The sequence below is a fragment of the Marinobacter sp. UBA2498 genome, from assembly GCF_002341575.1.
GTDB lineage: Bacteria > Pseudomonadota > Gammaproteobacteria > Pseudomonadales > Oleiphilaceae > Marinobacter > Marinobacter manganoxydans.
The window spans coordinates 12,575-30,413 of the sequence record NZ_DDOI01000122.1 but is presented as its reverse complement, the minus strand read 5'-3'; the positions used below and the strand labels follow the sequence as shown (position 1 = coordinate 30,413).

Below are 17,839 nucleotides of genomic sequence, written 5' to 3'. Positions count from 1 at the left end.
ACCGAGCAATCCTCATAGGCAAACTGGTCCTGGCGCAGTTTACCCAGACGGACATTGGGCTCCAGCATGACCTGGCCGGCGGAGGGCTCGAGATCGCCACCCAGGATTTTCATCAGTGTGGACTTGCCACAGCCATTGGCCCCGATCAGGCCATAGCGATTACCGTTACCAAATTTGGCGGAGACGTTTTCAAACAGGGGTTTAGCCCCGAATTGCATGGTGATATTGGCGGTGGAGATCAAGAAACAAACCTGTCGATGTGGGGCCGGGCATGCGCCGGCGAAAAGAAAGCCGGCATTGTACAGGTTTGCCCGGTGGACTGTGAGGCCGCAGAAACACGGATAAAAAGGGCTTGCCTCTGGCGAGCTCTGAGGGCAGCATTCCGGTTCTGATGTATACATTCATCCGACACAAGGACATTGATCATGGCACAGGCTACAGCGCGTCACATTCTGGTAGACAGCGAAGCGAAATGCGAAGAACTGAAAAAGGCGATTGAAGGCGGACAGGACTTTGCCGAAGTGGCAAAGCAGCACTCCTCCTGCCCCTCCGGTCGCAACGGCGGAGATCTTGGCTCCTTTGGCCCGGGCCAGATGGTTCCCGAGTTCGACAAGGCGGTTTTCAACGGTGAACTGAACACCGTTATCGGTCCGGTCAAGACCCAGTTTGGTTATCACCTGCTGGAAGTGACCAGCCGCAGCTGATGATTCCTGGTTCCATACCGGGACTGCAAACCACCGGCCGGCGGCTACCGCTGCTGGCCGGTGCCGCTTCTCTGCTCATCGCGCCTTTCCTGTTTGTCGGCGGGCCTGACTGGGCCTCGGGGCCACTCCTCAAATCGGCCTGGAACCTTGGCCACATCCTTCTGTTTGCACTACTCACTCTGGCGGTCAGACCCTGGCAGTGGCTAAGTGGCTGGCGTCTCTGGCTCGCGGTTACCGTCGTCTTGCTGGTGCTCGGAATTGGTATCGAGTTGATCCAGGGCGGACACAATCGCGACATGGATGGGCGGGACCTCCTGCGCAACCTGATTGGCAGTTGGCTGGTTATCGCATGGCGCCCCTTGCTTACATCAGAGCGGCGAAACTCTCTCGGCGAAGGCCTGGTAGCCGCATCCGTTGCGCTGCTACTGTGTTTTGAGCTGGGAGCTACCGGCATGGTGGCTGCCCGGCAATGGCAGGTACACCAACAACTTCCTCTGCTGTACGATTTCACCCATCAGGATCCCGGCGCATTCTGGACCGGCAGGCTCACGGTCTCTGCCGACCACTCGCTGAATAATGCGCAGAGCCTGAAACTTGATCTGGGCACTGAAACCTACTCGGGGGTCTCACTCAACAATCTCCCGGCCGATTGGCATGATTACGAAACACTGAGCATCACCCTGTTCAATCCCTCAACCGCTCCCCTGACGCTGACGCTTCGAATCAATGACGTAGCCCATGACCGCAGCGATCATGCCTACAACGACCGCTACAACACCCGCCTGACACTGGGTCCTGGTTCCAATACCTTCACCCTGAAACTGGCCGACATCGAAAACGCTCCCGATGGCCGGTCCATGGATATGTCCCAAGTCAGAAGAATGGGGCTTTTTGCGGTTCGCCTGCCCGAGCCACGCACTGTTTGTCTGTTGGATCTGAGACTGGACTAACCGAGCGTCCAGGGATTATCGGTTATCGGTTCGGCGCCAGCGTCGGTGACCAGAATCGTTTCGCTACACCCAATGCCCCATTGCCCGGGAATACGCAAACAGATGGGCAGGTGGAAAACCATGCCCGGTCGAAATTCCACATTGCCACCCCTGGCGATGAACCCCGAGCCCTCAACCCAGGATGGCGGGAACTGGGCGCCCACCGTGTAGCCAAATACCCCGGAGAAAAATACCTTTCCGGCCAATGGCTGGAGCGCCTTCTCAGCGTTCTGGGCAGCCTGGTCGAAAGTAACTCCCGGGCAGATCGACGTCAGCAGGGTGTCCACAATCCGACGGCAGCCGTCATGGACCCGACGCATTTCAGTCGATGGGTCGCCACCAGCAACCACGGTCTGCATCATGGGTGCGGTGTAGCGGTTCCAGGCCGAGCCGAATTCCAGAAAAACAGGGTCGCCTTTCTGCACCACCGTACGTTTGTGATTGCAGTGGATCACGCTGCTGCGACGGCCGGTAACAACAATTGGCTGCATGCTCATGAATTCACTGCCGGCCGCCAGCAGCGCCCTCGCGCCTTCGGCGGCTATGTCATTATCAGTGACGCCCGGCTGGACCGCGGCCACGGCCGCCCTGAAACCTTCGGCTGTTATCCGGGCGCTTTCACGCAGGCAACGGATTTCGGCATCGGACTTGACGATCCGGATCTGCTTCAACAGACCGCCGTTATTCAGAAATCTTACTCCGGGCATCCGAGCTTGCAGGCCTTCCAGCACGCCCTGGCGCAGAGAGCCATGCCAGGCATCAATACCCACGGTCTCCACGCCGTCGTTCAGGGCCTGAACCAGTGGTTCCAATACCTCGCCGATGCCTTCCCACCGGTATCCGCTGACCCGGGCGACCCGGGTTGTCATCATCGCAGGCCCCATCTCGATAGACGGCACCTGCAAAAGCAGGTCCTCCTGGGTAACCACCAGGGCCACGTGAACGGATACTTCAAAAGTGCTATAGCCGGTCAGGTAAAAAATATCCGAAGGATCGGTCAACAGCAGAGCGCCAAAATCCTCCCGGGCCATCCCGTCCCGGACACGAGCAAGACGCTCGTCGAACTCCTGCTCCGGAAACGGACACTCCAGCCCCCTCAGTTGTGAGGACAAGGCTTCCTGATAGGCATTGAAATCCATAACGACACTCCTCACTCGCATATACTAGGGAGATTGGACCCTATTCTGGCTTTGCACAAACCCCGAGCAAGAAATTATTCCAGCATCACATTGACTCAGAACGGCAACCGAGGGGATTCACTGACCGCCTGGTGATTCCGGACTGAAGAACCGCGACATCTGCTTGCCTATGCTTTCCACCGGCTCGGTAATCGCCTGCTGGATGCTGTTGGTTACAACTTTCGAGAAAGCCGAGCCGGCAGAGCTCTCCAGGAACTCCAGGTAGAGATCCATCTCCTGGCCACCGATGTTCTGGTAGGTATACAGATAGCTGTCGTAAACCTGCTGACCCACCACGCCCCTGAGCATGCTGCGCTGGCTTTCAATGCGTTGGCGCAGCTGCTCGTAATTGGCCGAATCACTGCTGAACGCCGCCATTGCCGTTGCCAGGCCGAGCTGCACTGCGATCGTTGTATCCACCGCGCTTTCTGTGGCCCGCGCAGCCCGATCAAACCGATCGAACATTTCCGCTTTGCGCGTGCCCTTGTACCGGCTGTTCAATTCCATGGCACTGGACTGGATTTTCGGCCAGGCCGAGGGTTCCGAAGCTGCAATCTCGGCCGAAGAAATCTTTCTGGCCACAGGGGTTCCGTACCAGTCATGGACTGCCTGGAGCTGCGAATCCGTGAGTTTGGCTTGCAGATCTTTAATGATCTGCTGCTCGATATCCACGGAATTGAAACCGCTGCTCACGATGTTCCCGATGGTATTGGCCATCATTGGAGGAAGCTGACCATTCTGTTTGAGTCCTTCCCGGATTCCCTGGCTCATCATGGCCGGGTAACGGGCCACGATATCGTCAACAGGCGATACTTCCAGCACCTGGCGGGCATCCGGCGCTGCCTGGGCAGTACCAGTAACGAGAAGTGCTGTGATTAAAAGAGGTTTAATTATGGGAAATCGCGTCATTTACCTATCATCCCGAGTGAATCATTGATTCCCTTATGCCATGGGTTCGAGGCAGGCAGCAAGTAATCCCGCGGCCCTGGAGATGACGGTTTGGTAGGAATGCGAAAGAAACGTACCCGCAAGACCAAAAGTCGGCAACTGGCTCTGGAAACCTGGAAAAGCCGGGCAAGATGGTATGGGCTTCCAATGCTGGGGCTGCTGATGGGTCTCTGGGCAACGCTCCGCTTCAGCCTGTTGGCACCGGATCCTCCGGCAAACCCGGAGGACATCTGTGAAATCTTCCGGGAACACCCGGTGTGGTATGACTACGCCAACGACTCCAGGCAACGCTGGGGCACACCCATCGCCACCCAGTTAGCGTTTGTCTATTACGAGTCGTCATTCCGCAGCCATGCGCGTCCACCACGCACACTGCTCTGGGGCTTTATTCCCTGGACCAGGCCCACAACCGCATACGGTTATGCCCAGGCCCTCGACCCGGCCTGGCGGGAATACCTGCAGGCCAATGGCGAAGGCTGGTTCACCGTTCGCACCGACATGGAACACGCGCTGGATTTCGTGGGCTGGTACAACCAGCTAAGCCACCGGCAGCTTGGCATTCCCTTCTCGGCCCCCAGAAAGCTGTACCTTGCCTACCACGAAGGCCGGGGCGGATATGCCCGCAGAAGCTTCGAAGAGAAACCGGACGTGATGGATCTGGCCGCCCGGGTACAGACCCGGGCTTTCCGATACGACAATCAGCTGAAAACCTGCGAGCAGGAATTCCAGTGCTGGCGCTGGTACCAGTTCTGGCCGTTCTGCGGCTGACGCTCGTCAGAAAGCGGAAGAAATCTCCATCTGGGACTCCAGTGACTGCAGGCGCTCCACCAGATACTCCATAACGATACGGACCCGGGCCATTTGCTGGGTATCCTGGTTGACGTGCAGCCAGAGATCCACGCTCTCACCCTCCAGCGGGTCCGACAGGCGGCGGAGTTCACGAGTGCTCTCCCCCAGGTAGCAGGGCAAAACCGCCAGGCCGGCACCGGCTTTCGCCAGCGCGTGCATGGATTGCAGGCTGTTGCAGCGAATGAAAGAGGTAACGTTCTTCAACTGTTTTCTGTACCACCGGCCCGTCGCCAGATGGCTGAAGGTTTCATCCGGTATGATCCAGAGGCAACCTTCCGGACGGTTTTCCACGTCCATGTCACGATGCCGCCGGCAATAGCGGGCCGACCCGTAAACGGCGGATTCGATGGAGGCGATTCGCTCGCCTTCCAGAGTTGCCTGCGGCTTGTTCTCGGGCCGCAAGGTGAGATCCGCTTCCCGATGGCTGAGGTTCGCCACATCGTTATCAGTAAGCGTCTCCAGCTCGATATCCGGGAACTCCCGAACCAGCTCGGCCAGGATCGGGCTAAGCAGCGCGCTCATCATTGCGTCTTCAGCCGCCAGCCTGACTTTACCCACCGGCGCCGAATCCTGCCCGACCAGTTTGCGCTCGAGATTTTCCATCTCGATGGCCAGCCGATCCGCCTCCCGGAACGCGGTCTCCCCCACGGGGGTGAGCTGTAGTCCATCCCGGGTGCGTTCAAAAAACTGTACACCCATCGACTCTTCCATCTGGTCGAGTCGCCGTAAAACTGTGGTTTGGTGCACACCCAGTAATTCGCCGGCCTTGGCTAGCGTTCCACCTATTGCCAGCGCCCGTATATATCGAAGATAATCCCAATCCATAGTTACTGCATATTTGCAACGTGAGTACGGATTTTAACGTATTCAAACTGCAAATAAGAACCCTTAGAATCGCTTTTAAATTAAAGGTAGATCCCTAACTAACCTACCTACCAAAATCAATACACTCATTAAAAAGGAGGAAGGCGCTATGACTCAGAACCATATCGCAACCGTAAACCCGCTGCCGTCCAGTATCCTCCACAACAGTGCTGAGGTCAGGCGCCAGTATACCCGTGCTGCGGCAAAGCAGGCGGTACAGTTTTTCAGTCGCAAGATGCGGAGCTTCAACCGGAAAGCAGCAAACGTTGCTCCGGACATGAGCCAGATGCAGGGCGGCCACTAAAACGGCAGCCGAATCTGGCATGAGCGGGGAGATCGCTCAGGCTGAGAACAGAAAGAACATAAGGATTTGAAAACGCCGTTGGCTCCCAGGGAACCAACGGCGTTTTACGTTAGCGGATCAGAATTCCCAAACGACTTTTTTCTTCTGGCTGAACCAGTCGTCCATCTTCTGGTTGTAGAAATCTTCTATCACATTCCGCTTGATCTTCATGGTCGGCGTCAGCATGCCGTTTTCCATAGTCCAGGGCTCCCGAACCACCACGACAAAAGCTACCTTCTCGTGGGACTCGCACTCCGCGTTCACCGCCTCCAGTTCGGCCGCAAGTTCCTGCTCGAGCTCACCGCGATCCATTCCGGTCTCCAGTTCATCCCTGGCCTCTTCCGACAGCAGGACCATCAGGCAAGGCTGCGGCTGGTTGGCACCGGCCACACAGACCCCTTCGGCCTTTGGATGATTAAACCGGTTTTCGATGGGCACCGGTACCACGTATTTGCCTTTGGAGGTTTTGAACAGATCCTTTACCCGGCCTGTGATACGGAGGGTGCCGTCCCGGTCGATCTCGCCCATATCTCCGGTTTTCAGGAAGCCATCCTCGGTGAGGTCCTCCTTGGTTTTCTCCTCATTCTTGTAGTAACCCAGCATCTGGCCCGGGCTTTTCACCTGGACTTCTCCGCCCTCTCCGATGCGGTGCTCGACCCCTGGATTCGCCATACCTACCGAACCGGCGCGAGCCTGGCCTGGTCGGTTGGCGTGGGAATAGCCGAAGTTTTCCGACATCCCGTACACTTCCAGCAGCTCGAGCCCAAGGTTGCGATACCAGTTAACGATGTCCGCTGACAGCGGCGCTGCGCCGGTCAGGGCTGCCCGACAATAATCCAGCCCCAGCTGTTTCAAGACCTTCTTCTTCACAAGGCCGCTGATAATGGGGAGACTGAAGAGCAGCTTCTGCTTTTTGGGCGGCAGTTTGGCGTTTACACCAAGATAGAACTTCATCCACAGGCGCGGGACCGAGAAAAACAGCGTCGGCCTTGCCCGCTGCAGGTCCTCCTGGAAGGTATCCAGGGAATTCGCAAAATAGAGATGAAAGCCATAGTAGAGGGACTGCGTTTCGACAGCTGCCCGCTCAGCCACGTGAGCCAGGGGCAGGTAAGAAAGCATGCGCTCGTCAGAGGAAACCGGGAACAGCTGCTGCAGGCCATCAGCTACTGAAATCATGGTCCGGAAGCTGTGCATGACGCCCTTGGGGCGGCCGGTGCTGCCGGAGGTATAGACAATCGTGGCCAGGTTATCCGGATCCGGCAGCTTGGGCTGCGCAGGCGACTGTTCGGCCACAATCTCCGACCACTTGGGCGTATCGTCCCGTGGCGACAGGGGCAGGGAAATGAGCGGCAAGTCTGCCGGAATGTGCTTCTTGATGTCGTTCCAGCCGTCCGCGGTCCCGTCCAGTTTTCCGAGGAACAGGAGCTTTGCCTCACTGTGCTCGAGAACGTAGGCAGCAGTATCTCCGTTGAGCGTGGGATAAAGTGGCACCGAAACATGGCCTGCCGCCCAGATCGCCAGATCGGCCAGGATCCAGTGCGCGCTGTTTTTTCCGAGGATACTGATATTGCTGGGTTCCGGAAGCTTCAGGCTGTCCAGGTAAGCCGCCATGCGGGATACCTGATCGGCTGCTTCTCTCCAGGTAATATCTTCCACCCGGCCATCCGGGTAAGGCTGAGTAAGGTAAACGTTGTCGGGGGTTTCCTCTGCCCAGTAATACAGGCAATGGAGTGAGGTCTGCTTCCGGGGGTCTACCGCCATAAACGGCTCCTTTTTGTTATTGTCCTTCGTGTTTAGGTCATGCCATTGCGATTCATACTAGCGTCATTTCAGACCTGCTCAATAGCAATTAGTGCCCGCGCCATTGGCAAATTAATCCTCGCCCGAGAACTGTTACTCAAAATTTTTCGTAACATTTGTCAAGTTTGAGCTAGTGTGAAGGGTGTACACCCTTCTTTTCGAGCAAATTGGATGTAGCCATGAGCAAACCAAAACGTTCGTTTTTAATCTTTCCGGCCTGGGGCATCATTCTTCTGGGTTCCGGTGCCTTTTTCTACAGCGCCTATGCGGGCATGCTGGGCACCTGACCCGGGAAAACCGTTTTAACGCCGAAACCGGGTTTCGAGGACAACGGCAGAGTTGGTCCTCTCAACTCCCTCAAGGTTGCCAATGTCATCCAGCACGGCGCTCAGTTCCTCCAGGGACTGGGCTTGCACAATGGCAATAAGGTCGTACTCCCCACTGACGGAAAACAGCTGCGATACCTGGCTGATTTGCTCCAGGGCAGCATTGGTTCTGCCGGTGAGCTTCTGGAACACCTTGATCGACACGTGAGCCTCCACCTGGCTCGCCGAAAACTCACCCCCCAACTGAACCGAGTAACCACGGATGACACCGCTGGCCTCCAGCCGCGCGATACGGTTCTGCACCGTCGACCGTGACACATGCATGGCTTTGGCGAGCTCGGTGACACTGGTCCGGGCATTCTGCCGCAGCAGCATTAGCAGTTTCTGGTCCCGTGAATTGATCATATTGCCAAACCTACTTTACAATTTGCATCCATTGTAGATCATTTCGATCATTCTGCAGCTGCATTATGGCGCTGACGGCTTTCATACTGGGCCCAAAACAATTCCCAGGAAGATCGCCATGATTATTCGACCGATTACCCCCAAAGATCTTGACGCCCTGATGCAGATCGCAGTGGAATCCGGCCCCGGCTTCACCTCGCTGATGCCGGATCGCGATGCCCTGAGCCGCAAGATCGATCATTCGGTTGAGAGCTTCGCACGGACTGTGACCACTCCCGGCGATGAGCATTATCTTTTTGTGCTTGAAGACAGTGCGACCGGCCAGATTATGGGGACCACCGGCATAGAAGCTGCTGCTGGCTTATCCCGCCCGCTCGAGCATTTCCGCCGTAACGCGGTTATCCATCACGAGGAAGATCCCCGGAAACGTCACGTCGAGGAAAGCCTTACCCGATGCCAGCATTACACCGGCTGCACCGAGGTATGCTCGCTGTATCTTCGGCCCGGATTTCGCCGGGCCAATGCGGGCAAGCTCCTGTCACGGGTTCGCTTTCTGTTCATGGCACTGCACCCGGAGCGTTTTGCGGACACCGTTATTGCAGAAATGCGCGGCGTTTCAGACCATGCCGGCCAATCCCCGTTCTGGGACTGGCTCAAACATCACGTAGCAGATCTTGATTTCATGTCTGCCACACAGCTGGCCTGCTGTGGCCAGAGCGGTTTTGTTGAACGCTTTATCCCCGCAACGCCATTGTTTACCCGGCAGATGACCGATGCAGCCCGGGCGGTTATCGGCCAGGTCCATGAAGATACGCGCCCTGCCCGGCACATGCTGGAGCGCGAAGGTTTTCGCCACCGGGGCTTAGTGGATCTTCTGGACGGGGGGCCAACACTGGAGTGCGCCAGATCGGACATCGCCAGCGTGCGCGATACCCTTCTTACCCGCGCAAGGCTACAGAAAGGCAACCGGAGTTCCTGGAATATTGCTGGAAACACCGCTGGATCCGCTATAGTTGCCAATGCTGGCTGTTCAGGCTTCAGGGCTACGGTAACCGAGCAGGTCCTGCCGAACCCCGATGCCAATAGCCTGTCAGTGCCAGAGCAACTGGCGAACGAACTGAACCTTGGCGGATATAGCCTGGCCTGCTATCTGCCACTGAGCCAGTCCAGGGAAGAGTCACAGGGGCGTCAACAGCCCTGCCAAAAACCGGTTACTGAGGAGATTCGCTATGCACACTGATCCGGACACCCTGTTTGCGAGACTCTGGGAGTCGTACCGCCAGGTAACCCCTTCGGCCGATCGCATACATAAAATCCTGGGCGCCGAAGAGGGGCAGGCCATCGTCAACGACCACATTGCGCTTCGCACCTTCAACCTGGACCCTGTTCGGCTGGACGCTCTGGCAGAGCATTTTCTCAGCCTCGGCTATGAAGAAGGTGGCGAATACCACTTCGAGGCCAAAAAGCTTTATGCCCGCCACTATGAGCACCCCTCCCGGGAACTGCCCAAGGTGTTTATTTCCGAGCTGCTTGTAGAGCAATGCTCGCCGGAGCTGCAATCGGTGGTTAAAAGTCTTGTCGGCCAGGTAAAGCCGGAGGCGGTTACTGCCGATGATTTTCTCTATTCGGGTCGCCATTGGGCGGTCGACTACGACACCTACCGCCAGCTGATGAAGGAAAGCGAGTACGCCGCCTGGATGGCCGCCTGGGGCTACCGCGCAAACCATTTCACGGTCAGCATCAACCATCTGGAACAGTTCGGTTCGGTTCCGGAAATCAATCAGTTGCTGAAAGATCATGGCTATACGGTGAATTCATCCGGCGGTGAAGTAAAAGGCTCCCCGGAAGACTTGCTGGAGCAGTCCTCAACCATGGCCGACCGGGTGCCGGTTACCTTTACCGACGAGACGGTAACCATACCCAGTTGTTTCTACGAATTTGCCCTGCGTTATCCGAAACCGGATGGCCGGCTCTACTCGGGCTTCGTAGCGGCATCGGCCGACAAGATCTTCGAGAGCACGAACGCCGGCAGCTGAGTCTGCGTGCAAAGACTCGCGGTCACGACCACCCCTGTTCACCGATCAGGGGAACGAACCGGACTGCGCCGAGGTCCTCGGTCCGGAATTCGTTCTCTGTCAGCCGGGTAATACGTTCCAGCGACTGAACCGAATGCTCCGACCCCACCGGTATGACCAGGTGCCCGCCAACCGCCAGCTGATGCTTCAATGATTCCGGCACCGATGGCGCACCGGCAGCCACGATGATGCCATCGAAAGGCTGGTGCTCGGACCAACCTATTGTGCCATCGCCACAGCGAACCCGGACATTGTCAAAACCCTCGGCGGCCAGCGTTCGGGCTGCGCGATCGGCCAGTTCCCGAACCCGTTCGATGCTGAACACCTCGCTTGCAATACAGCCCAGAACGGCAGCCGCGTAACCCGAACCTGTGCCGATATCCAGAACCCTTTCTCCACCCTCCAGATCCAGTGCTTCCGTCATCAACGCCACGATGTAAGGCTGTGAAATGGTCTGCCCCGCACCGATCGGAAGAGGACCATCATCGTAGGCGCAGTCCTTCATACGTTCTGGAATGAAGCGCTCACGCGGCACCCGACCCATGGCCTCCAGCACCAGCGGCGACCCGATTCCACGGGCTCGAAGCTGATAATCCACCATGGACGCTCTCTGCAACTCGAAGCCATTGTCCTGATTCATGACGCTCTTCCTGCCCCTGGTCTGGCTGCTTACCGGCCGTTACAAAGCAGTAACTTTTTTACAACGGCGCGCTTGAGATTATCTGTCTACTTTTTAGACATCGGTAATGACACATACAACCACCGAATGCCAAAAACAACAAACGGACAACGGGTCCACGAACCGGCCAACCCGTTGCCGAGGAGGAGAAATGTCGACATCCGTAAACCACCTCGACGAACGCACGCGGGACTCCGCAGAGCTGCTCGAAGAGATCATGCCCTCTGCCATTACCCTGGCCATGATGCTTCGTCACCGTAAAATGGCGGCCTGGCTACGCACCGAATTTGATGGATATCAGGATGTTGCTGCCGCACCGCCTTATCGTAGGCAGCTACACGGGCACATTGTTGCCAAATCCCCCCAGTATGGTTGGATCCCCGCTCCAGTAGATGATCAGCAAAAAGAGGAGTTTGGCTACATGGATCTGCTCGAGGGCGTGAAAGCTCTTGAGAAAACCTGTGTGAGTTGCAAAAAGGGCAACGGCAACCGGGTTTTGCTGGAAAAAGACGAGATGGCCGTGTTGCAGAAGCAGATCAACCTGACCGCCGAGCTGGCCATCAACCTGAGTCGCGACGTTTATTGCCGGCTCCTCAGGACCGTTCGGGCTGCAATCTACCTCTGGACCCAGGAACTGATGGCCGAGGGCATTGCCGGGGAGCACAACCACTACAGTCCGGACGAGCGCGCCAAAGTTGCGCATCTGGACGACCCCGAGAAGTTCTGGCGACGGGCCATGGACGAAGTCGACAGCCTGCCAATACCAGACGTGCGGGTGACCGGTTTCTTTGAACGGGTATTCGGGCGCGCAGGCTGAGCCTCGCGCCCTGGCTGCTACCAGAGCACGCTAACAATACCGACGCTGCTCACCAGCAGCAACACGGTTCCCAGCAGACGGAAGAACACCGGAGTCTCCGCCTGGAGAATACGGTCATGGGCGTAGAGCCCGATTACATGGCCGACGGCTGCGCATGGCAGCAGCCAGAGGTGATGGATAAGTTGCAGATCGATGCCGGCCCAGACGAAAGCGGCCATCTTGATCAGCACCAGAATGAACCAGAGCGCGAACAAGGTATCCCGCAGTTTTTCTTTGGGCAGGTGCTGGGCTGCCACGGCAATGATCAGGGGCGCACCGATCAGGGAAGTGCCACTGATGTATCCGCCCACCATGAGGAATATCGCGTCGACCGTTTTGCTGCCACTGCGAAAAGGTCGGTTGATGATGTAGGAAACAGAATAAAGCGCCACGATAACGAAAATGATGGCACTCAGGATGTCACTGGGCATGGTAATCAACCCGAATACACCAATCAGCTTGGGCACAATCATGATGGCGAGGATCCGCCACAAGTATTGCCAGTCGACAGTGCCCGAGCCCGCCTCACGTTGCTTGCCTGCCCCGGTGCGATTGTTCATCCAGATTGTCAGGGATGAAAACACCAGAAGGTGGACCGCAATGATCGGCAGAAAGACGAGCGGTTGATCAAGAACCAGCAACAGAAATGGCAGGGACAGAACGGCGCCACCGAATCCCAGCCCGGAGCGGACAAAACCACTCCAGACGAAAATCAGGGCAATCAGCAGATATTGGTAAATCGCGAGATCAGACATGGATTCCCGGTTGTCGTCAAAAGGGCCGTCGTTTATCCGGAACTGGTCTAAGCTCAGTTAGTTGCGAAGAAAAACAACATTCCCCGGAGGATGTGAATGGCCCTGTCATGGAAACAAAAGTTCCTGCTGTTGATTGTTGCAACGCTGATTGGTCTGGCGATTGCCACTCTGGCCTCCCTGAGCGGGCTCGGCAAGGTATCTGACGCTTATGAGGCCCGAAGCGAAGCAAGAGCCTATGAATCCGCGTCCCTGACCCTGCTGAACGACTGGCTGGCACTCGAGAGAACGAGTGAGAATCTGGAACCGAACCAGGTTGAGAACTATCAGGAGAGACTGGCGTCGCTCGCGGTCCAGTCGTCGGCGCTCAGTGAATCCGCCGGAACCCTGCCGGGTGACGCGGTAAAGACCACTGCACAACAAATCCAGGAGCAGGTTGCGGAGTATACCCGACTTCGCACCGAATGGCTGGCCCTGAATCAACAGCTAGGCCTCACTCCGTCCAGCGGTCTGAGAGCAACAATGTCCGAAGCCATAAACGACAGGCTTCGGCAAATCAGCATTTCCATCTTCAACGACGACATCAACACCATCGCCTCCACCTACCGCGACTACCTGTCTACCTTCGATGCGACCTACGCCGAGTCAACCCGTGAGGCCCTGGCGCGGATGCAGACCACCGTCACCGAGATGGACTGGCAGGAAATTGACATCGGCCAGGCTGTCCAGGCGTTCGCCAATGCCTTTTCCGATGCCGAATCGCTCATCGCCAACCTGTCTGCCATTGAGAACCAACTGTCAGCCACCGGCACCCGTATTCGCGATCTGATTGCCGAGCAGAACACCCTCCTCCGCCAGGACATTATTGTGGCAACCAGCCAGCAGGCCGAAGAGGCCCGCGCCGCCTCAACCTGGCTGATCATTGCAACCGCTGCTGCGGTGGTGATTATCCTTATCCTGACCCTGACGACCGCCTCAAGAACCCTGGTGAAACGACTCAATGAGACCGTAAACCTGCTCACCCGGGTCGCCGGCGGCGACCTCAGTCAGCGCCTTGAGCCAGGCAGGAATCCGAACGATGAATTCAATCGCCTGGGCGAAGCGGCCAACAAGATGCTGGACGATGTCTCGGACGTTATCGGGCAAGTCGTCGAGGGTAACCGCACGCTGTCATCGCTTCAGGTTGAACTGGATGCTCTGGTAGAACAAATGGGCAGAAACGGCGAGCAGGTTGAAGATGAGACCGAGCAGACCGCCACTGCAGTGCAGGAAATCTCACACACGGCGGTCGATATTGCCCAGTACACCCAGTCAGTCAATGACGCTGTTCAGAGCGCCAACGGTGCCGCCCATTCCGGTGCCGAGGTGGTCAGGCAAAGCGCCAAAACCATGACCGAACTGGCCGAAAGAATCCAGAAAACCCACGATCAGGTCAGCCAGCTGAGCAAAACCGGCGAGAAGGTCAATTCCATCGTTGGCGTAATCAACGGCCTGGCTGAACAGACTAACCTGCTGGCCTTGAATGCTGCGATTGAGGCGGCAAGAGCCGGCGAGGCCGGACGCGGTTTCTCGGTTGTTGCCGACGAAGTTCGGTCCCTCGCAGAGAAGACCGTATCGGCAACCAACGGGATTGCCGAGATCGTGGAATCCCTCAACCGTGAAACCCAGGCCATTTCCAGACTGATGAAAGAGGGCCTGACTTCCGCAGGTGAGGGAGAGGAAAGCTCGAGAGAGGCGGCGCACTCGATCGAACAGATCACCGGCTCGATACAACAACTGGCTGGCGACATGAATCAGGTGGTGTCCTCTGTTGAGGGGATATCAACGACCACCGAGGAAATCGCCCAGAAGGTGGAGCAGATCCACGGGCACACCCGGGAAACCTCGGATATCCGCCAGAAGCTCAACGCCCATATCGGACGACTATCATCCCAGGTAACCACCCTGACCCAGGCCTCACAGGGCTTCCGTCTGTAACAGCGGGCCCTGGACAGGTTGCACGGCAGGGTTCCAGGCGTTAGCATGCTCGATACTGTACATTTAAACAGTATCAAGCATGCCCATGAAAACTCGCGCCACGGCCCTGAATCCCCACAACCGGTTCCAGCCCATTGTCACTGACCGGGAGGCAGACCATGACTGGTATCACGACCCCGAAGACGACCTGAACCCCGATACGCTCGCTACGGAAGTCGTCCTTGAGACCGCAAAATCCATAATCAGTCGAAATACCTCACCGGACGTACCGTTCGACCAGTCGATCAATCCATACCGTGGCTGCGAGCATGCCTGCATTTACTGTTTCGCCCGCCCTACCCACGCCTATTGGGACATGTCACCGGGGCTGGATTTCGAAACCCGGCTGATCGCCAAACCCAACGCCGCCGCCCGCCTGAGAGAAGAGCTCGACAGGCCCGCCTACCGGGTGTCGCCCATCGCCCTGGGCGTCAATACGGATGCCTACCAGCCACTGGAGCGGGACCAGAGGATTACCCGCCAGGTGCTGGAAGTTCTGGCCGAGTATCGCCACCCGGTGTCGATCATTACCAAGGGCGCTCTCATCCTCAGAGACCTTGATCTGCTCCGCGAAATGGCTTCTGATGGGCTTTGCTCTGTGCGGATCAGCCTCACCAGCCTGAGCAACGATCTGAAACGACGCATGGAGCCGAGGACGGCCGCACCGGCCACCCGCCTCAAGATGATCAGGCAGCTCTCGGAGGCCGGCATTCCGACCGGTATCATCCTCGGGCCGGTAATCCCCTTCATCAACGATCACGAAATCGAGTCAATTCTGGAAGCCGCGGCAGAGGCGGGCGCCACCCGTGCCAGCTGGATCATGCTGCGTTTACCCCATGAACTGGACGAGCTGTTCCAGGACTGGCTGCAGCGGCACTTCCCGCAAAGGGCCGAGCATGTGATGAACCGAATGCGCGACCTCAGGGGCGGCAAGAGTTATGACGCCACCTTCGGCCGCAGAATGACGGGCACGGGCCCTTACTCGGACCTGATTCGCCAGCGTTTCACCAAAAAAGCACGGCGCTTGGGGCTGAACCTCCATGCAGAAGAACCGCTGCGAGGTGATCTTTTCCGGCGGCCAGGTGGGGAACAAATGCCGCTGTGGTAGCATCAGACTATTGCACTTTACCACCGCGATTAACGCCTCTCAGGGAAGAGGTGGAGAACACCCATGCATGGATTCAGACGTTTTTCCCTCGCCACAACATTGTTTGCCCTGCTGGGCACCCTCTGGCACCCCGTTTGCCTGGCAGCCGATGAAGCCATTGTTGCCAGGATTGAGGCCATGGAAGCCGGCTTCCCGGTTCAGGTGCTCGGAAGCCGGTTAATGGCCCACCAGGCACTGTCAGCCTTTTACGGGGCCAACGGATACCAGCCAGCATGGAAATCGGCTGAGCTTCGCCGGCAGTTGATTGATTCGGTTGAACAAGCCAGTCATGACGGTCTGAACCCGGCTGACTATCACGCGGATATTCTCTCGGGCCTGGCACTCAGACCCATGAGCGATTTCTCTGAAGACCTGAGGGCCGATCTGGATCTGCTGTTCTCTGATGCTTTTCTGATGCTTTTCTGATGCTTTTCTGATGCTCAGCTCACACATGCTGGTCGGCAAGGTCAACCCGCAGACGGTTCACGCCGAATGGACCGCCAACAGGCGCCAGCGCCAGATGGAATCCGTTTTAAAGGATGCGTTGCAGCGCTCGGATATCACCGGCACGCTGGATTCGCTGCGTCCGGCCGATCCCGCTTACCGGAAGTTGATGGCTGCAAGGCAGGACCTGACCAGACTGCTGGGCCAGCCCTGGTTACCTCTGGCCTTGCGCCCGACCATTCGGCCCGGCGACAGGGATGAGCGGCTGAATGAGGTCCGCCGACGACTCTCTCTATTGGGAGAGCTTGCAGAATCACCGGCAACAGTCACAGATCCGCGTGACTACGACGCGGAGCTTGAATCTGCGGTCATGCGCTTCCAGGCCCGACATGGGCTTGAAGCCGATGGCCTTATCGGGAAGGACACCCTGACAGCACTGAACCTGATACCGGTGGAACGCCTGCGCCACATTGACGCCACGCTCGAACGATGGCGGTGGCTGCCGGAATCCCTCGGCGACACCTATGTCCTGGTCAATATCGCCGGATTTGAACTGAAAATGGTGGAAAACGGCGAAGAAGTACTGCGCAAACGAGTGATCGTCGGCCAGCCCTTCCGCCAAACGCCGGTGTTCTCCGATCGCATCCGGTATCTGGTGTTCAATCCCACCTGGACCGTACCGCGAACGCTGATGATTCAGGATCAATTGCCCCGGATTCTCCGCGATCCGGACTATCTCTCCCGACTCAATATCAGCGTTTACCGTGGCTGGGGCACTGACCGGGAAAGAGTGGACCCGCTGGAGGTTAACTGGCCGTCACTGAATCGGAACAACTTCCCGTACCAGTTGGTGCAGGAACCCGGCCCTCAGAATGCCCTGGGTCAGATCAAGTTCATGTTTCCGAACCAGTACGATGTTTACCTGCACGATACGCCGGGGCGCGGCCTGTTTTCCCGGGCCGAGCGTTCATTCAGCTCTGGCTGCATCCGGGTTGAGCAACCTTTTGATCTTGCAGAGCGACTTCTGGCGTCGGCGCCCGACTGGTCCCGGGAAAAGATTGACCGGGTGGTTTCCGAGGCACAACCCCAGACTGTCGTGCTCCCGGAGCCGGTGCCTGTGCACATCCAATACTGGACCTCCTGGGTAGATAACGAGGGCAGGCTGCAGTTCCGCAATGATTTATACAACCGCGATGCCCGCCTGATTGATCAGCTCCGTGGAACCGCCGAGGGGGATACGCGCTACAATACTCCGGTAGCCGGCTCGGGCCCGGCACAGGACAAGCTCTGAAACAGGATACGCGCATCAGTTGAGGAGATATCATGAAACAGACCCTGCTATTGGTTTTCGGGATACTCTTACTGCAGGGATGTCAGTCGCTGCCGCCCGCCGAAGACGAAATTGACGGAGACACCGTTTTCGTCAGCGCCAACCATTGTCTCAACGAATACCTGGATGATCTT

At 57.4% G+C, this 17,839-nt stretch carries 19 protein-coding genes; 11 read left to right on the top strand and 8 right to left on the bottom strand.

Features of this window, described 5'->3' with window-relative positions:
* The coding region (locus tag B2W52_RS17025) for an ATP-binding cassette domain-containing protein (protein WP_286803785.1) at positions 1 to 242 on the bottom strand (242 nt) is incomplete at its 3' end.
* Between the two features lie 183 nt (positions 243 to 425).
* Here B2W52_RS17025 and B2W52_RS17020 point away from each other — a divergent pair.
* The gene (locus tag B2W52_RS17020; RefSeq protein ID WP_008173912.1) at positions 426 to 704 is read left to right on the top strand and encodes a peptidylprolyl isomerase; all 279 of its coding nucleotides are present in this window, start codon (positions 426 to 428) and stop codon (positions 702 to 704) included.
* Positions 704 to 1,654, top strand: coding sequence for a hypothetical protein (locus tag B2W52_RS17015; protein ID WP_008173910.1), 951 nt, complete (start codon positions 704 to 706; stop codon positions 1,652 to 1,654). Before B2W52_RS17020 ends, B2W52_RS17015 begins: the two co-directional genes overlap by 1 nt.
* Here B2W52_RS17015 and B2W52_RS17010 read toward each other — a convergent pair.
* Complete coding sequence (locus tag B2W52_RS17010) at positions 1,651 to 2,832, bottom strand: M24 family metallopeptidase (RefSeq protein WP_273069495.1); 1,182 nt, start codon at positions 2,830 to 2,832, stop codon at positions 1,651 to 1,653. The two genes, B2W52_RS17015 and B2W52_RS17010, sit on opposite strands and share 4 nt — an antisense overlap.
* 117 nt (positions 2,833 to 2,949) lie before the next feature.
* Complete coding sequence (locus tag B2W52_RS17005; RefSeq protein WP_273069493.1) at positions 2,950 to 3,780, bottom strand: DUF2059 domain-containing protein; 831 nt, start codon at positions 3,778 to 3,780, stop codon at positions 2,950 to 2,952.
* Between the two features lie 99 nt (positions 3,781 to 3,879).
* On the opposite strand from B2W52_RS17005, the gene B2W52_RS17000 reads away from it, so the two are divergent.
* The gene (locus B2W52_RS17000) at positions 3,880 to 4,587 is read left to right on the top strand and encodes a transglycosylase SLT domain-containing protein (RefSeq protein WP_286803784.1); all 708 of its coding nucleotides are present in this window, start codon (positions 3,880 to 3,882) and stop codon (positions 4,585 to 4,587) included.
* A 6-nt stretch (positions 4,588 to 4,593) separates the two neighbouring features.
* On the opposite strand, the gene B2W52_RS16995 is transcribed toward B2W52_RS17000, so the two are convergent.
* Positions 4,594 to 5,493: a LysR family transcriptional regulator gene (locus B2W52_RS16995; protein WP_273069489.1), complete on the bottom strand. Its 900-nt coding sequence runs from the start codon at positions 5,491 to 5,493 to the stop codon at positions 4,594 to 4,596.
* A 148-nt stretch (positions 5,494 to 5,641) separates the two neighbouring features.
* Here B2W52_RS16995 and B2W52_RS16990 point away from each other — a divergent pair, with 148 nt between their 5' ends.
* Positions 5,642 to 5,836 (top strand): hypothetical protein, encoded by a 195-nt coding sequence (locus B2W52_RS16990; protein ID WP_039882018.1) that lies wholly within the window; start codon positions 5,642 to 5,644, stop codon positions 5,834 to 5,836.
* A gap of 117 nt (positions 5,837 to 5,953) precedes the next feature.
* On the opposite strand, the gene B2W52_RS16985 is transcribed toward B2W52_RS16990, so the two are convergent.
* Together B2W52_RS16985 and B2W52_RS16980 are read right to left on the bottom strand one after the other, a co-directional pair.
* On the bottom strand, positions 5,954 to 7,636 hold the full coding sequence (locus B2W52_RS16985) for an AMP-binding protein (RefSeq protein ID WP_286803783.1): 1,683 nt from the start codon (positions 7,634 to 7,636) through the stop codon (positions 5,954 to 5,956).
* 341 nt (positions 7,637 to 7,977) lie between these two features.
* On the bottom strand, positions 7,978 to 8,406 hold the full coding sequence (locus tag B2W52_RS16980) for an Lrp/AsnC family transcriptional regulator (protein ID WP_008173902.1): 429 nt from the start codon (positions 8,404 to 8,406) through the stop codon (positions 7,978 to 7,980).
* Positions 8,407 to 8,524: 118 nt separating this feature from the next.
* Here B2W52_RS16980 and B2W52_RS16975 point away from each other — a divergent pair, with 118 nt between their 5' ends.
* Together B2W52_RS16975 and B2W52_RS16970 are read left to right on the top strand one after the other, a co-directional pair.
* Positions 8,525 to 9,646 (top strand): arginine N-succinyltransferase, encoded by a 1,122-nt coding sequence (locus tag B2W52_RS16975; RefSeq protein ID WP_008173901.1) that lies wholly within the window; start codon positions 8,525 to 8,527, stop codon positions 9,644 to 9,646.
* Positions 9,636 to 10,442: a DUF1338 domain-containing protein gene (locus tag B2W52_RS16970; protein WP_008173898.1), complete on the top strand. Its 807-nt coding sequence runs from the start codon at positions 9,636 to 9,638 to the stop codon at positions 10,440 to 10,442. Before B2W52_RS16975 ends, B2W52_RS16970 begins: the two co-directional genes overlap by 11 nt.
* A 22-nt stretch (positions 10,443 to 10,464) precedes the next feature.
* On the opposite strand, the gene B2W52_RS16965 is transcribed toward B2W52_RS16970, so the two are convergent.
* On the bottom strand, positions 10,465 to 11,121 hold the full coding sequence (locus B2W52_RS16965; RefSeq protein WP_053112769.1) for a protein-L-isoaspartate(D-aspartate) O-methyltransferase: 657 nt from the start codon (positions 11,119 to 11,121) through the stop codon (positions 10,465 to 10,467).
* Between the two features lie 190 nt (positions 11,122 to 11,311).
* Here B2W52_RS16965 and B2W52_RS16960 point away from each other — a divergent pair, with 190 nt between their 5' ends.
* Complete coding sequence (locus tag B2W52_RS16960) at positions 11,312 to 11,977, top strand: AbiTii domain-containing protein (RefSeq protein WP_008173893.1); 666 nt, start codon at positions 11,312 to 11,314, stop codon at positions 11,975 to 11,977.
* A gap of 17 nt (positions 11,978 to 11,994) precedes the next feature.
* On the opposite strand, the gene B2W52_RS16955 is transcribed toward B2W52_RS16960, so the two are convergent.
* Positions 11,995 to 12,771 carry a TSUP family transporter gene (locus B2W52_RS16955; protein ID WP_053112770.1) on the bottom strand — a complete coding sequence of 259 codons (777 nt, stop codon included), beginning with the start codon at positions 12,769 to 12,771 and terminating at the stop codon, positions 11,995 to 11,997.
* A 96-nt stretch (positions 12,772 to 12,867) separates the two neighbouring features.
* Between B2W52_RS16955 and B2W52_RS16950 the strand changes: the two genes are divergently transcribed.
* The 4 genes from B2W52_RS16950 to B2W52_RS16935 all read left to right on the top strand — a co-directional run bounded on the left by B2W52_RS16950 (position 12,868) and on the right by B2W52_RS16935 (position 17,666).
* A complete protein-coding gene (locus tag B2W52_RS16950) occupies positions 12,868 to 14,745 on the top strand; it encodes a methyl-accepting chemotaxis protein (RefSeq protein WP_008173889.1) in 1,878 nt (625 codons plus the stop codon).
* Between the two features lie 85 nt (positions 14,746 to 14,830).
* Positions 14,831 to 15,892 (top strand): PA0069 family radical SAM protein, encoded by a 1,062-nt coding sequence (locus B2W52_RS16945; protein ID WP_053112771.1) that lies wholly within the window; start codon positions 14,831 to 14,833, stop codon positions 15,890 to 15,892.
* A 63-nt stretch (positions 15,893 to 15,955) separates the two neighbouring features.
* On the top strand, positions 15,956 to 16,357 hold the full coding sequence (locus B2W52_RS16940) for a L,D-transpeptidase scaffold domain-containing protein (RefSeq protein WP_273069480.1): 402 nt from the start codon (positions 15,956 to 15,958) through the stop codon (positions 16,355 to 16,357).
* Between the two features lie 10 nt (positions 16,358 to 16,367).
* Positions 16,368 to 17,666 (top strand): L,D-transpeptidase family protein, encoded by a 1,299-nt coding sequence (locus B2W52_RS16935; RefSeq protein ID WP_286803782.1) that lies wholly within the window; start codon positions 16,368 to 16,370, stop codon positions 17,664 to 17,666.
* The last annotated feature ends 173 nt before the right edge of the window (positions 17,667 to 17,839 follow it).